This is a genomic window from Sanguibacter sp. A247, from assembly GCF_052324925.1.
Classification (GTDB): Bacteria; Actinomycetota; Actinomycetes; order Actinomycetales; family Cellulomonadaceae; genus Flavimobilis.
In genome coordinates this window covers 357877-372744 of sequence record NZ_JBQPRE010000002.1, presented here as the reverse complement: position 1 = coordinate 372744, position 14868 = coordinate 357877, and the positions used below count along the sequence as shown (strand labels likewise).

Sequence of the window (14868 nt, the reverse complement as noted above, 5' to 3'; positions counted from 1 at the left end):
GATGGAGTTGCCCCTGGCGTCCGGGATGACAGTGCCCCCTGGCGTCCGGGCTGGCGCCGCCACTCGTCGGCGACAGCCCGGACGCTGGCCGGGGCGGACGGCCGTCGTGTGAACGACGGTCAGGGGGTGAGTCCGACCCGGAGCTCTGCGTGTCAGTACGCGCCCTCGTGTGCAAACACCGCGCGGAAAGTCCTCGCGAGAATGAGCACGTCACCGACGATCGACCAGTTCTCGACGTAGTAGATGTCCTTGCGCAGGCCCTCTTCCCACGAGAGGTCCGAGCGACCCGACACCTGCCACAAGCCGGTGAGCCCCGGCTTGACGAGCATGCGACGTGGCGCGTGACCGTCGTACTGCGCGACCTCCGACGGAAGCGGCGGACGCGGGCCCACCAGGCTCATGTCACCCCGCAGCACGTTGAGCAGCTGCGGCAGCTCATCGAGCGAGTAGCGACGCAGCACAGCGCCCGTCGGTGTGACACGCGGGTCGTCCCGCATCTTGAAGAGCGGGCCTGCCGCCTCGTTCGCCGCCGCCAGCTCATCAAGCTCGGCATCCGCGCCCACGCGCATCGACCGGAACTTGAGCATCTTGAAGGGACGCCCATCACGGCCCACCCGCTCCTGGCGGTAGAGCACGGGACCTGCGCTCGTCGTCCGCACCCGCAAGGCGATGAGGAGCATGGGCAGGCCGAGGACGAGGAGAGCCACGAGGGCCAAGCCGCGGTCGAGCGCCGACTTCGCGACGTACCGCACCCCTGTGAACTGAGGTGCGTCGACGTGCACGAGCGACAATCCCTCGGCGGGGCTGAGCACGACCCGCGGCCCCGCCACATCAACCAGCCCGGGCGCGACGATGAGATCAGTTCCGGTCGACTCGAGGCGATAGCCCAAGTCCCGAACGACTCCGGCGGTGAGACTGTCCGCTCCAGCAACCGCAACCGCGTGAGCCCGTACCACCTTGACCTGGTGCGGGATGTCGGGGACATCGCCGAGAACGGGGACACCCGCGACCGACTCACCCCTGAGGGGATCGCCACCCGGGACACAGGCACCCACGACAAGGTAGCCCGCCCGAGGGTTGGTGTTGAGCTCGTCGATCAACTCTTCGACGCACCGCCGGGAGCCGGCAACGACAAGGCGTGACAACGCACGTCCCTCGTCGCGCAACGACCTCAGGTACGTGCGCGCGCCGTAGCGCGCAAGGAGCACGAGCGGCAGCCCGACGACCATGAGCAGAACCACGACCCAACGGTCAACCGGAACGCCCGCAAGGAACGCACCAAGGCCGAACGCGGCGGCGACGCGCCAGCTCGCACGCCACACCCGCGCGTACTCCTCAAGACCGATGCCGACGATCCGGCGGTCGCGCGTCTTGTCGACCATGAGCCCCCCGACCCACAGGAACGAGACAAGAAGCGCGACCACCGTCCGGCCCAGCAGGTCGCCGCCCGCCCACGGACGCACCGCCACGGCCGCAGCCGCGACGATCGCCATGACGTCGAGCATTCCGACCAGCGAGGAGTAGCGGCCCGTCCACGGGATGCTGGGAAGGAGCCTGCGTCGCGTCGCGCGCTGCGCAACCCACGGGGTCCCGCCCGCGCGGTCGCCGGCGACGAAGTCCCGCACGGGCTTGATCGCGACGCTCTCGAAGAAGCGGCGTACATCGTGGTCGCCGACGAGCCGACGTCCACCCAGGAACGACGTTCCTACCTGGTGAGCCACGGCCTGCTCCGTCACTCGGCAGCGACGCTCGTGCGCGCCGCTGCTGGATCGAGGAGGGTGAGCGCACGACGCAGCTGGGTGCTCGATGTGTGCATCGTGTACGGGAAGTAGACGACCTCGACGCCGACCTCACCGAACCGCTGCTCGAGGTCCGCGCCCGCCGGCGTCCCCCGCCAGTCGTCGCCCTTGAAGAAGAGGTCGAACGGGTGCTCGCGCCACGTGAGGAGCTTGTCCGGCTGCGTCTCGACGACGACCTCGTCGACGAAGCGCACGCTCCGGATGATCTCGGCCCGCTCCAGAGCAGGAACGACCGGCCGACGCCCCTTCGCGGCCTCGAGCATCGCGTCGTCGACGACGCCCGCAATGAGGTAGTCACAGCGCGCAGCCGCATGCCGCAGCACATTGAGGTGGCCCACATGGAAGAGGTCCCATGCCCCGGGTGCGTAACCCACGACCTTGCGCGCCGCCCCCACGGCACGCATCCGCCCTGCACCCATGTGACGTGCTCCCCATCGCTTGACTCGCTGGCGTGGCCGTCTCGCACACGCTTCCTGCGAAGCCCTGGCCTCGCAGGATCCAAACTAGGAGCGAGAAGGGATCACTCGGCACCCCTGCGCGGGGTGGGGGTCGGGTGACCTGAGCGGATGAGGCTCAAGCAATGGGGTGAGGGTGGGGCGAGGGACCGTATCTGCAGGGTGGGGGCGCGGATGAGCGACTCTGGCAGCACCCGGGATGTCGGGTTCTTGCACTGAGCCGCCGTCCCCGACCTACTCTCCAGCGCCGCGCGCGGCCGCCGCCGCGACCGACCCGAGCACCACCGCTTCCACCAGCTGCCGCGCCCACGCGAGAACCTCCGCGCCGTGCAGCGGACGTCCGCCCACGCGTGCAGTCGTCGGGAACGGCACGAGAATCGAACGGATCGCCGGCTTGAGCATCGTGCCCGGGTAGAGCCGCTGCAGTCGCATCGTCGCCGACTCGGGAAGCTCGAGCGGTGCGAAGCGAATGTGCTTACCTTGCGCGGTGACATCGCGCAGGCCCGCCGCACGCACAAAGTTCCGGAACGACGCGACGTCGAACAGTGCCGAAACCGCCGGAGGAACAGGCCCGTACCGATCGACAAGCTCCGCGCGGACCTCGGCCAGAACGTCGTCCGACTGCGCCGCCGCAATCTTCTGATAGGCCTCGAGACGCAACCTCTCGTGCGCGATGTAGTCGTGCGGCACGTGCGCGTCGACCGGAAGCTCGATCGACACCTCGGGGGCCTCCTCTTCCGCGTCGCCGCGGTAGGCGGCCACAGCCTCCCCCACCATGCGCACGTAGAGATCAAAGCCGACGCCCGCGATATGACCGGACTGCTCGCCGCCGAGCAGGTTCCCCGCGCCGCGAATCTCCAGATCCTTCATGGCGATCTGCATACCTGCGCCCAGGTCGGTGTGCGCAGCCATCGTCGCCAGCCGGTCGTGAGCCGTCTCGGTGAGCGGCTTCTCCGGCGGGTAGAGGAAGTACGCGTACGCACGATCCCGACCACGGCCCACACGGCCTCGCAGCTGGTGCAGCTGCGAGAGACCGAGAACGTCGGCGCGCTCAAGGATGAGCGTGTTGGCGTTGGAGATGTCGAGGCCGGTCTCGATGATCGTCGTCGAGACAAGGACGTCGAACTTCTTGTCCCAGAAGTCCTGGATCACTTGTTCCAGCTGCGTCTCGTTCATCTTTCCGTGCGCTGTCGCAATGCGCGCCTCAGGCACAAGCTCATGCAACCGCGCTGCGGCCCGAGAGATCGTGTCGACCTTGTTGTGGACGTAGAAGACCTGACCTTCGCGCAGCAGTTCACGCCGCACAGCCGCAGTAATCTGCTTCTCGTCATACGCCCCGACATACGTGAGAACCGGGTGGCGCTCCTCAGGCGGCGTCTGCAACGTCGACATCTCCCGAATCCCCGTCACCGCCATCTCCAGCGTGCGCGGAATGGGCGTCGCGGACATCGCGAGCACATCAACGTTCGTGCGCAGCTGCTTGAGCGTCTCCTTGTGCTCGACACCGAAGCGCTGCTCCTCGTCAATGATGACAAGACCCAGGTCCTTGAATCGCATGAGCCCCGTGAGGAGCCTGTGCGTGCCGATGACGACGTCGACCGAGCCGTCCTTGAGGCCCGCAAGAACCGCCTCAGCCTCCGTGTCCGTCTGGAATCGCGAGAGCGCCTTGACCGTCACAGGGAAGGCCGCGTAACGCTCCGTGAACGTCTCGACGTGCTGCGAGACAAGAAGCGTCGTCGGCACCAGGACCGCGACCTGCTTACCGTCCTGAACGGCCTTGAACGCCGCCCGCACCGCAATCTCGGTCTTGCCGTACCCCACGTCCCCGCACACGAGCCGATCCATCGGAACCGGCTTTTCCATGTCTGCCTTGACTTCGTCGATCGTCGCAAGCTGATCGGGAGTTTCGACGTAGGCGAACGCGTCCTCAAGCTCACGCTGCCACGGCGTATCGGGGCCAAACGCGTGGCCCTGCGTCGCCATGCGCGCCGAATACAGACGGACCAGCTCGCCCGCAATCTCCTTGACGTGCTTGCGCGCCTTGGCCTTGGTCTTCTGCCAGTCGGCGCCACCCATGCGGTTGAGGCTCGGCGACTCACCTCCGGTGTACTTCGTCACCTGGTCAAGCTGATCCGTCGGGACAAAGAGCCGGTCACCCGGCTGTCCGCGCTTTGATGACGCGTACTCGACGACGAGGTACTCGCGCACCGCCTTCTTCGCACCCGCACCGGTGGCCCGCTGCACGAGCTCGACGAACCGCCCCACACCATGCTGCTCGTGGACGACGTAGTCCCCCGGACGCAGAGCCAGCGGGTCAACGACGTTGCGGCGCTTCGACGGCATACGACGCATGTCGCGCGTCGAGCTGCCTGCCCGTCCCGTGAGATCAGACTCCGAGAACACCGCCAGCTTCAGGTCCGGGTGCACGAAGCCCGCGCCCGCGGACGCAGCCAGCACGTGAACGACCCCGCCCTCAGGCGCACCCTCGACCGCGCTCACCAGCCGAGCAGCCGTCCCCTCGGCCGACAGCTGCTCGGCCATACGCCGCGCGGGGCCGTGCCCCTCGGTGAGCAGGACGAGGCGCCAGCCCGCGAGCTGAAGCCCACGAACATCGTCGAGCGCCCGCTGCAGGTCCCCGCGATAGGTCTCGACGTCACGCGCCCCCACGCGCAGGACCGGAGCGTCCTCGTCGACCACCGTGACGTCCTCGCCCTCGGGGCCGTGCGCGAACGGCGTGAGCGTCCACCAGCCCAGACCGCGCACGGCCGCCAAGTCACGCAGGTCGGCGATCGTGAGGAACGACGCAGCTGACAGGTCGAGCGGCGTCGCCGCCCCAGCGGCGGCCGACGTCCACGCGGCCGCAAGAAACTCCTCGGTCGTCGCGACGAGGTCATACGCCCGACGACGCACCCGCTCCGGGTCCGCGACGACGATCAGCGACTCGTCCGGCACGAGATCGAGCACCGGGATCATCTCATCGACGAGCGCGGGCGTGAGGGACTCCATGCCCTCGACCGCAATGCCCTGGGCCATGCGGTCGAGCATCTCCGTCGCACCCGGCAGCCGCTGGATGAGCGCCTCAGCCCGCGCCCGCACGTCCGGGGTCAGCAGCAGCTCTCGGCACGGAGGCGCCCACAAGCCGTGCTCGGCGATCTCGAGGCTGCGCTGGTCAGCAACCGCGAACCACCGCACCTCCTCGACGTCCTCGCCCCACAGCTCGATGCGGACCGGGTGGTCCTCGGTCGGAGGGAAGACGTCGAGAATGCCACCACGCACCGCGAACTCACCGCGTCGCTCCACCATGTCGACGCGCGAGTATGCGGCGTCGGCAAGACGCTGCGCGACCTCGGTGAGATCAACCCGATCGCCCGCCCGCAGCTGGACCGGTTCGAGATCGCCCAGACCCGCGACCACGGGCTGCAGCAGCGATCGCACCGGCACGACGAGCACCCGGATCGGGCCATCGACGCCACGCTCCGCAGCCGGGTGAACGAGCCTGCGCATGACGCCCAGGCGCGTCGCGACCGTATCTGCGCGCGGCGAGAGACGCTCGTGCGGGAGCGTCTCCCACGCGGGCAGGACAGCGACGTCGTCCGGAGGCAGGTAGCACGACAGGGCCGCGGCCATCTCGTCGGCCTCGCGACCTGTCGCCGTGACAACGACGAGCGGGCGGCCCGTGCCATAAGCGGTCGCGAGGTCGCTGCTCGTCGGCGCGCTGCCGGACGCTGCCCGGCCGGGCGGACGCGCACCGGCAAGGAGCGCGAGCAACCCCAGGCGAACACCCGCGGGCGCGACGACATCGAGCGCACCGCGCGCGCTCACACGGTCGACGGCCTCGGCAACCGCCGCATCGTCACGCAGCAGGTCGAGCACACCGGTGAGGGACATCATTCTCCAGGGAGTGAGGCAGCGCCGCTCTGGCGAGGGCACGCGGACAGGCCCGACACGCAGGCACGAGAGGTGCGCGGTCAGGCCGTAGGCCCAACTCTACGCCCGGGACTCGCAGCCACACCTTGAGCGTCAGCCCCCTGTTTCACCCCACGACTCACCCCCACGCCCCCTGTCGGCTGCTCCCCCCTCATCGCGACGATCGACACAGACACCTCTCCACATCCCGAGCGAGGAGGACTCGTGCCCATCGAGATCTACGCACCGATCGTCGCCGTCGCCCTGACGCTGCTCACCGTCGTGCTCGCCGTCCGTCGACACCACCGCCGCGACCGCACGATGGCCGCGCGCACCGCCCCACCGACGATATGGACCCCCGCGGCCACGACCGCCGCTGCCTGGCACAGCGCCCAGAACGGCACATGGACCGACTCCTGGAACGACGTCTGGGGCGACGCTCGCTGAGAGCCCCGCTGGGGGCCCGGCTCGAGAGCCCAGCTAAGAACCCAGGCTCCGAGCGCCAGGGCTCCACGAGCTCAGCTCCGCGAACGGCTCCGAGCGCCAAAGCTCCGCGAACCGAGGGTCCGCCGGCGCCAGGCTCAGCGAACCTAGGCTCCGCCGGCGCGCGAGGACCGCTCCGTGACGGACGGCGCTGAGGGCGGCGGCTTGCGGACGAGAAGCAGGCCGACGAGGAGCGTGAGGAACACCATCGTGCTCGCGATGGGCGCAAACAGCAGGTCCCAGAGCACGCGCAGGCTCAGCAGAACGATGAGCGCATTCGCGGTGCCGTCGACGAGCCTCACCAGGAGGCCGCGCACGACGACAACGAGGAGCGCACCACCGAGGATGACGCCCGCGATGCCACACCAGGCCCACAGGTCACCGATGAACGAGTGGACCTCAACGCCCCGGCCGAACATGTACCGCTCGACGTAGCCATTGTTCGGGTCGTAGCCGAGCTCAGCCATCCCCACCTTCGCGGCGCGCAGCTCCGACGCATCGGGGACGACGCCAAGCCCAAAGCCGAGCGGACGTTCGTGCACGAGGGCGAACGTCGCTCCCATCTCCGGCCGCGACCCGACGAGCATCGACCCCGACTGTTCGATCTGCCGCGCGGATCGCTCTGCTGCCGCAGTACCGAGCGCACCCTCGAGCGCGAGCGCCTGCCCCATCTGGTACGCCGCAGCACCGAGGACGGCGATGAGCAGGAACAGCCCCAGGACACTGCCTTTGCGCGCCAGCTGTCCACGCCGGGCACGCGTGCGCTGCCGCCATCCCTGCCACGCGACGATCGCCGCGGTCATGAGGACAAGACCAAACATCGAGCGGGAATCGTTGACGGCGCACAGGGCCGCGATCGCCAGCAGCGCCACCAGCTCAAGACCGCGCCTGCGCCACAACCACGCAAGCGACAGCACAACGACCGCAACCGGAACCGACAGCGTGAACTTCCACGCGTTGATCGGCGAGAGGTCCGTCGCCGCACTCGCGAGCATTCCCAGGCCAAAGAGCAGCCCGACTGCGGGATCACTCCACCAGCGTCGGGCCCACAGCACGATCGGCACACCCAGGGTGATCCCCAGCAGGTGGAAGGCGCCGTCCCGCGTGACATTCGGCAGAACAGTCGAGTCCATGCGCGCCAGCTCGGCAAGAACAAGACCCGAGCCGATCGCGACGAGCCACACGACGAAGAGCGCGGTCGCGCCCCGGAAGTGACGCAACGACCCGAGCACGACCGGAGCGAGCGCGACGGCGAGCACCGTGGCGACAGTGAGCCCGCCGACGACGGGATACCACGCACCCGCAGCAAGGACGAGACCCCCCGCGAGGACGCGCTCAACGCCCGTGGCGCGGGGCTCGGGCGCACCCGCGGCAAGCCTCCGCGCGGCAGGCGTCCCCGCGGCAGGCGTCCTCACAGCAGGCGTCCTCACAGCGGGCGCACTCGTGGCTCTCGCATCGACCATCGTCACGTCTCTTGCTTCCCTCCCGTCCGCATCTCGTTCTCTCACCTCACCAGGAGCACGGTCTGGCTTCAGCGGCGGTACTCCTCATACACACCCCCGAAGGCGCCCGCGACCATGCCCGCACCGCGCGCAACCGTGCGCGCACCACGCGCTTGATGCGCGACCCGCCAGCTGAGGGTTCCGGCCGCCGCGCGCGCCGCCCCACCACCGATCCTCACGAGGCCAGCCGAGGCCCCGCGCACACGATGACGCACCTGGTCCCCGAGCGACGACGCCTGATGGACGGCAACGCGCACCCGCGAGTTGCCGCTACGGAATGCCCGTCGCAGAACCCATCGTCGGGTCGCTCGCTCAACCGGGACGACGTCGAGCACGGGCGCCTCGTCACACCAGTAGAGCTGCCCGCCCGCGGCCGTGAGCTCGCGCGTGAACGCGGTGTCCGAGCCTCCCGAGACCCGGAACGCCTCATCGAATCGCGTTCCGTGACGCCGCACCGACGGCAGGTCGAGCAGCAGGTTGCCCGTCCCCGCAAGAGGAACGACCGTTCCCGTCGGGTAGCGCTTGCGCTCGAAGAAGCGGCCTGCAGCGATCCACGGGTCGAGCGTGCCCTCAATCTCACCGAGAACCGGCCCGACGACGCCCGCGCCTCCGAAGCGACGATGTGCCTCGAGCATGGTGTCGAGCCACCCCGGCGCGGGCCGCTCGTCGTCGTCGAGGAACACGAGGACGTCGCCGGTCGACTCGTCGAGCGCACGATTTCGACCAGCAACGATGCCCGGCTCGGGCTCGTGCACGTACCGCACGGGCTGGCCGGCCCCGCGGAGCTCCTCGACGACGCCGCGTGCGCTCGGCACGGCATCGTTGTCGACGACGAGAACCTCGGCGTGCGGCACGTGCGCGACCTGCTCAAGAACGAGTGGAAGCGTGGCCGCGAGGCCCTCGGGCCTGCGGAACGTGAGGATGCCGACCGTCACACGTGCACCCGTCACTGCGCGCTCCTGACATCAAGCTCGTCCCAGGCGACCGTGACCGTCGGCGAGCCCGCCGCCCCGCCCACGTACGCCTGGAGGCCCACACCGCCCGCCGACTGGAGGTCACCCGTCGAGTCCGTCGTCGTGGCCCGCCAGGCACCCGGCTCGTCGGTCCCCTCGGCCCACACCTTCGCGCGGATCGTCGTCGGGCTCTCCCCCGTGACCCGCAGGCGCATGCGATAGCGCGTCTCCGGGTCAAACGTCAGGCCCGCGACCACGCCGCCCGCAAGCGGGGTGATCGACTGAACTCCGCGCCCGACGTGCAGCTGAAGCGAGTCGTCCGTCCCGACGCGCAGCCGCGCGACGTAGCCGGTCGAGCCGGTCGTCCGGGCCGCGAGGGTCCAGAAGCCGGTTCCCGCCCCCCGGACGTCTGCACCCACGACGACCTCCGCGTCGACGTCCCGCACGTCGAGCGCGGCGACGCGCGCAGTGCGTGTCGCACCCGGCGTGAGCGCCATGAGACCACGACCGCTCGCAACCGAGTACGACGACTGCGGGTTCGACGTCGTCCACGCGCCGCCCGCAACGGCCGAACCCCAGCCGTTCGAGACAGTGCGCGCGAACGCGTCCTCGACGAGCGCGCCGGTCGGCGCGGCCACCGTGACCTCGTGCGTCACCGAGTCGGTTGCCCCGTCGTCGTCGGTCACGGTGAGCCGGACCTCGTACGTCCCCGCGGCCGCATACGTGTGCGACGGCGTCGCCCCCGTCCCCGACTCCCCATCGCCGAACGTCCACGCATACGAGGCAACCGAACCGTCAGGGTCGGTTGAGTCACGGCCATCAAGCTCGACCTCGAGCGCCGAGACATCCGACGTGAATGCTGCCGTCGGCGCGACGTTCGCGGGCGGGGTCCCGCCACCCGGAGCGGTCCCGGGCTCCCCCGCCCACACGTCGTCCCACGCGGCCGTCACGACGGGCGAACCCGAGGCGCCACCAACGTAGACCTGAGCGCCGATCCCACCTGCCACCTGCAGGTCAGCGGTCGAGTCCGTGGCCGTCGCGCGCCACGCCGACGGTTCAGGCGTGCCGTCGATCCAGACCTTCGCACGGATCGTCGTCGGGCTCGCACCGGTCGCTTGGAGCCGGATCCGATAGGCAGTGCCCGGCTCGAACGTCAGCCCCGTGACCACGCCGCCCGCGAGCGCCGCGATCGACTGAACGCCACGGCCGACGTGAAGCTGGATCGTGCCGTCTGTGCCGACGCGGAGGCGACCGACGTAGCCCGTCGTGCCGGTCGTGCGCGAGGCGAGGCTGAGGTAGCCCGTGCCTGCGGGGAGCCGATCGAGCGCGACGGTCGCCTGAACTTCGACGTCCCGCGCCCCGACCTCTGTGAGGCGCGCGACGCGCGTGGCGCCGGCCGGCAAGGACATGCGTCCCGTTCCCGAGGCCACCGAGAAGCCGGAGGCCGGCGCCGCATTCGTCCAGGGACCGCCCGTGGGGGCGCTGCCCCACCCGTTCGACACCGTCCGGCTGAACGCGTCCTCGACGATCGCACCCGTGGGCTCGGCCACCGTGACGGACCGCGTCGCGGTGTCGGTCGCGTCGTCGTCGTCGGTCACCGTGAGCGTCACCGTGTACATGCCCGCAGCGGCATACGTGTGCGTCGCGGTCTCACCAGATCCGGTCTCGCCGTCCCCGAAGTCCCACGCGTACGACGCGATCGTGCCGTCGGAGTCGTCCGACGCCGCGGCATCGAGCGCGACCGCGAGCTCCGTGACGTCCGCGGTGAACGACGCCTCGGGTGCCACGTTGGGCACGGTGCCCGTGCCGAGCTGATAGTGCGCCGCTACCGTCGCGTCACTGAGCTGCCGCCCGTACACGGCAACCTCGTCGATCGTGCCCGCGAGCGTCTGAGCGGTCGAGCCCCACGTGTTGTCTCGGCCGACGCGCCACCAGCCCGAGTAGTTCTCGGCATGGGTCTGCGGATTCGTCGCCACGAGCTCGCCGTCGACGTAGAGGCGCATGCCCTGGGAGCCGAGGCTCGAGACGACATGGTGCCACTGCCCATCGTTGTAGGCGTCGGCGGACGTCGCCCGGAACTCTGCCCCCACATAGACGCCGAAGACGAGACGGCCGTCGTCCTGCATGTACGTGTGCCGGTCGTAGCTCGTCGAGGTGTTCGCCCGCGAGTTGCCGAAGCCGACGATACGACCGCCCTGCGTCGACGTTGACCTGAACCAGGCTTCAGTCGTGAACCGCGAGGGATTGGTCATCTGGCGTTCTGCGACGACCTGGGCGTCGGTCGAGAAGCCGAAACCAGTGTTGTCGACATCGACGAGCGCGCCGTCGGCGCCGTACGTGACCGATCCGGTGAGTGTTCCCGCCTGGCGCGAGGCTGACGCGTCCGTGACTATCGTCCCCGACTCCTCGGCGAGGCGCCAGAACAGGTCAGGCTCGTCATTGAACACGGCGGCGCCGTAGGCGTCAGCCGGGGCCGTCGGAATGGTCACCGTGCCCCCAGCCGCCGCATAGTGCGCCGCAACCTGCTGAGGCGTGAGGACCCGGCCGTCGTACACCGCAACCTCGTCAATCTCACCCGCGAGGCTCGACGAGGAGGGGGCCGACGGCCACGCACCGATCGAGTCGCCACCGATGCGCCACACGCCGTTGTAGGCGTCGGCGGTGCGAATGTCGCCGCGAGCGCCGACGAGACGTCCGTCGACGTAGAGCGAGAGTCCGCCCGACTGGTCCATCGTTCCCACCACGTGGTGCCACTCACCGTCGACGACGCTCGAGGGCGAGACGACCGTCGAGCGACCGTACGTAGCGACGCCAAAGGCGACGCGTCCCTGGCTGTCGACATAGAGGTGGCGGTCATTCGTCCCGGAGTTACCGGAGGTCGACGAGCCAAAGCCGACGATGCGGCCGCCGCGAGTCGAGGAGGTCTTCAACCAGGCTTCGACCGAGAACTCGATCGGAGCGGGCTCCGACGACGTTCCGGCAGCCCATGACGTGCTCGAGCCCGACAGCGTCCGGGCGCTGCCCTCTTGCCCCGCGAGCGCGGTGCCCGCGCCAGTCCCGACGCCCGAACGAGCGGTGAGACTGCGTGTGCCGACAAGGTCGGTGATCGTCGAGCCACTGGATTCGTCCATGCGCCAGTACGAGGAGGGTCCGTCCGCCGCAACGGTGCTCGCGTACTCGCCGAACACGCCCGAGGTTGCGATCGTCACGCTCACCCAGTCCGACCATGCGGCGTTGCCCGCGGCGTCGGTCGCCCGGACGCGGTAGCGGTGCGTCGAGCCAGGGGTGAGATCGCTGTCGACGAACGTGAGGGTCGGCAGCTTCCAGAAGGATGCGGTGACGGTGCGCTCCTCGATGATCGTCGACAGGTCGTCACGGTAGAGGCGATACGTGAGCTCCTCATCACCGCGGTCGCGGTTCGCGGGCCAACGCACGAGCGCAGTCCCGGCTGCAGGCGACGTCGCGACCAGGCCGGCGTTCGCGCCTCCGAGGCGTGGGCCATCCGTGTCAGCCGTCACGGTTCGCTGCGCGAACCTCACGAGGCCCTGCTGCGGGATGTTGTTCACTCGCGTGAACTCACCGCCTGCGACGAGGTAGCCGCCTCCGGCTGCAAGAGACCACGGCCCCTGGCCCTGCCCCGTGAACGTTCCCGTGTTGAACTCCGGGAACCAGTCGAGCATGTCGGGGCGCGGCTGGCCGTCGTGGTGCTCGTAGCCGTAGATGTCCGCAACGTTGGTTTCGCCCGACGCCGCCTTGGTCACCGACGTGCCGTAGTTCATGCGCCACGGATTCGTCTGCGGGTAGCCCGCCGAGTTGCCGCAGTAGTGCTTGTGGCTCGCGGTATAGACGACGTCGCCGAGCGGTGCGGTCGAGTAGGAGTCGCCGTGGCAGTCCTCGACCCATTCGAGGCCGCCATCTGACCACCGTCCCGCGAACGTGCCCTCGGTGTTGCCACCGGAGCCGAAGTGGTAGCCCGTTCCGTAGAAGAGGTCGTCATCCGAGGCGAGCGAGTACACCGACGACGACGCGCCGGCGTTGCGGACCTGGTCATTGATGGGCGTGGCCAGCACGTCGCCTGTTGTCCCTGACACGCGCACGAGCCCGTAGCCCGGGTTCGAGGAGCCACCGACGGTCGTGAAGCTTCCGCCGACGACGACGGCGCCGCCGTCAGGTGCGACCTCGAGCGCCTGGACGCGGCCATCGTCGATCGCGACCGAGAACGGCAGGGTGCCACCGGTGACGGGATCGACCGCCGCAACCTTCTGGCGCAGCACGCCGTTGACGGTCGTGAAGATGCCACCGACGTACACAGCAGTCGCCGACACCGCGACGTCGAGCGCGGTCGCGTTGAGAGCCGGCCGGAAGTCGAGAAGCTCACCTGTGGCGACGTCAAAGGCTGCGAGGCGGTAACGCGTGGCACCGTCGATCGACGTGAACGTGCCCGCGACGTAGAGCGTCGCCCCGTCAGGTGAGGCCGCAAGGCCGCGCACCGCGCCGTTCGCGTTCGGCGCCCACGGCAGGAGCGCACCTGTGCGGACGTCGTAGGCCATGAGGTTGCCGCGTGCCTGGGTCTGCGACCCCGCTGCGGCACCCGGCGGACGCGCGGTCGTGAACTCGCCCCCGACGAAGACAGTCGTGCCGACGACCGCCTGCGACCACGCGACACCGTCGATCTGCGCGGTGGGCAGACCGGTTGAGCCGACAACGGCAGGTTTGGTCGTGCGGGCGGGACCTGCATGAACAGCCGAGTCGACCGTCGGCGACGCGGCCGCGCTCGTCGACGGAACGAGCGCTCCGAGAAGGGCGGTCGCGACGACGGCGAGCACAGCTGCGCCCCGACGAGGGCTGATGCGGTGGGACGGACTCATGGGGACCTCGGCAGGTGAGGAGGAGTTCAGGGCTGAGTGCGCCGCTCGGGCGCTGGTGCGGCGCGGGGTCATCGTGTCCCCGCGAACGCGACGACGGTCGGGGCGTCGGCGATGTCGACCTCGACCTCGAGGTGGCCGTCGCGCTCGTCCGTCCTGAAGACGTACGTCGCACGGGCGGTGCCGTCTGCGGCGAGCGTCGCCGGAAGGGCGAGGCTGCCGGGACCGGAGAGCACCGACGTCGGAACCTTCTCGGTCCCGGTGTAGAGGTTGACGACCGCGCCGCGCAGATCAAGCGCGTCGGCCGTCCCGTTGACGAGCTCAACGGTCACGCGCAGTGCCTTGCCAGCAACCTCACCGGGGCCTTCGGCCTGACCTGCGACATCCTCGACCGTGACGAGGTGGGCCGTGACACCCGGGGCGGGCGTCGCGACGGACGTGAGATTGACCGAGGTCGCACGGGGCCGGTCGACCGACGGGACCGGGGTCGGCTTCGCAGGCTTCTTGGGCTTCGCCGGCTTCTTCTGCGTGCGCGGCTTCTTCGGCTTCGCCTGCTCGCTGGGCTTCTCGGGCGTCGTGGTCGACGCTGAGGGCTCAGAGCTCGACGCCCTGGGCGCCGGGGTCGCTCTCGGACCCGACGGGCTCGCGACCGGAGCCTGCTCGCCATTCACAGCCGGGTGGGTCTGAGCGGTGGCCTGGGCCTGCGGATCCGCCGGGCTACTCGGGCTGCATGCAGCGCCTGCCCAGGCGAGCGGCACGGCCACGCAGACGACGACGGCAGCTCTGCCGCGTCGAGCCCTCCCTGGCCGGTCTGCCCCCGCTGACCCTGTCCTTCTCCGCATCGTCCCCGCCCCTTACATCCCCCTGCGCCGCGTGGTCCCGCGGCATCACCTGATCCTCCGCGA

Annotated in this window: 8 protein-coding genes; 1 reads left to right on the top strand and 7 read right to left on the bottom strand. The window is 69.7% G+C overall.

Translation table 11 applies throughout. The annotated features are described in order from the left end of the window. Nucleotides 1-152: 152 nt before the first annotated feature. From ACTVCO_RS05820 to mfd, 3 genes are all read right to left on the bottom strand, one after another. Nucleotides 153-1721 carry a sugar transferase gene (locus tag ACTVCO_RS05820; RefSeq protein ID WP_443727464.1) on the bottom strand — a complete coding sequence of 523 codons (1569 nt, stop codon included), beginning with the start codon at nucleotides 1719-1721 and terminating at the stop codon, nucleotides 153-155. Nucleotides 1722-1732: 11 nt separating this feature from the next. Continuing rightward, a complete protein-coding gene (locus ACTVCO_RS05815; protein WP_443727463.1) occupies nucleotides 1733-2218 on the bottom strand; it encodes an adenylyltransferase/cytidyltransferase family protein in 486 nt (161 codons plus the stop codon). A gap of 270 nt (nucleotides 2219-2488) precedes the next feature. Beyond that, entirely contained in the window at nucleotides 2489-6142 is a 3654-nt protein-coding gene (mfd, locus tag ACTVCO_RS05810; RefSeq protein WP_443727910.1) for a transcription-repair coupling factor, read from the bottom strand. 243 nt (nucleotides 6143-6385) lie between these two features. Here mfd and ACTVCO_RS05805 point away from each other — a divergent pair, with 243 nt between their 5' ends. Beyond that, nucleotides 6386-6607 carry a hypothetical protein gene (locus ACTVCO_RS05805; protein WP_443727462.1) on the top strand — a complete coding sequence of 74 codons (222 nt, stop codon included), beginning with the start codon at nucleotides 6386-6388 and terminating at the stop codon, nucleotides 6605-6607. Nucleotides 6608-6750: 143 nt separating this feature from the next. Here the strand turns inward: ACTVCO_RS05805 and ACTVCO_RS05800 are convergent, their stop codons facing one another. From ACTVCO_RS05800 to ACTVCO_RS05785, 4 genes are all read right to left on the bottom strand, one after another. After that, nucleotides 6751-8058 (bottom strand): hypothetical protein, encoded by a 1308-nt coding sequence (locus ACTVCO_RS05800; protein ID WP_443727461.1) that lies wholly within the window; start codon nucleotides 8056-8058, stop codon nucleotides 6751-6753. Between the two features lie 116 nt (nucleotides 8059-8174). Next, complete coding sequence (locus tag ACTVCO_RS05795) at nucleotides 8175-9095, bottom strand: glycosyltransferase family 2 protein (protein WP_443727460.1); 921 nt, start codon at nucleotides 9093-9095, stop codon at nucleotides 8175-8177. Beyond that, nucleotides 9092-13966, bottom strand: coding sequence for a LamG-like jellyroll fold domain-containing protein (locus ACTVCO_RS05790; protein ID WP_443727459.1), 4875 nt, complete (start codon nucleotides 13964-13966; stop codon nucleotides 9092-9094). The genes ACTVCO_RS05795 and ACTVCO_RS05790 overlap by 4 nt, the downstream gene beginning before the upstream one ends. A gap of 68 nt (nucleotides 13967-14034) precedes the next feature. Then, entirely contained in the window at nucleotides 14035-14634 is a 600-nt protein-coding gene (locus tag ACTVCO_RS05785) for a hypothetical protein (RefSeq protein ID WP_443727458.1), read from the bottom strand. Nucleotides 14635-14868: the final 234 nt, after the last annotated feature.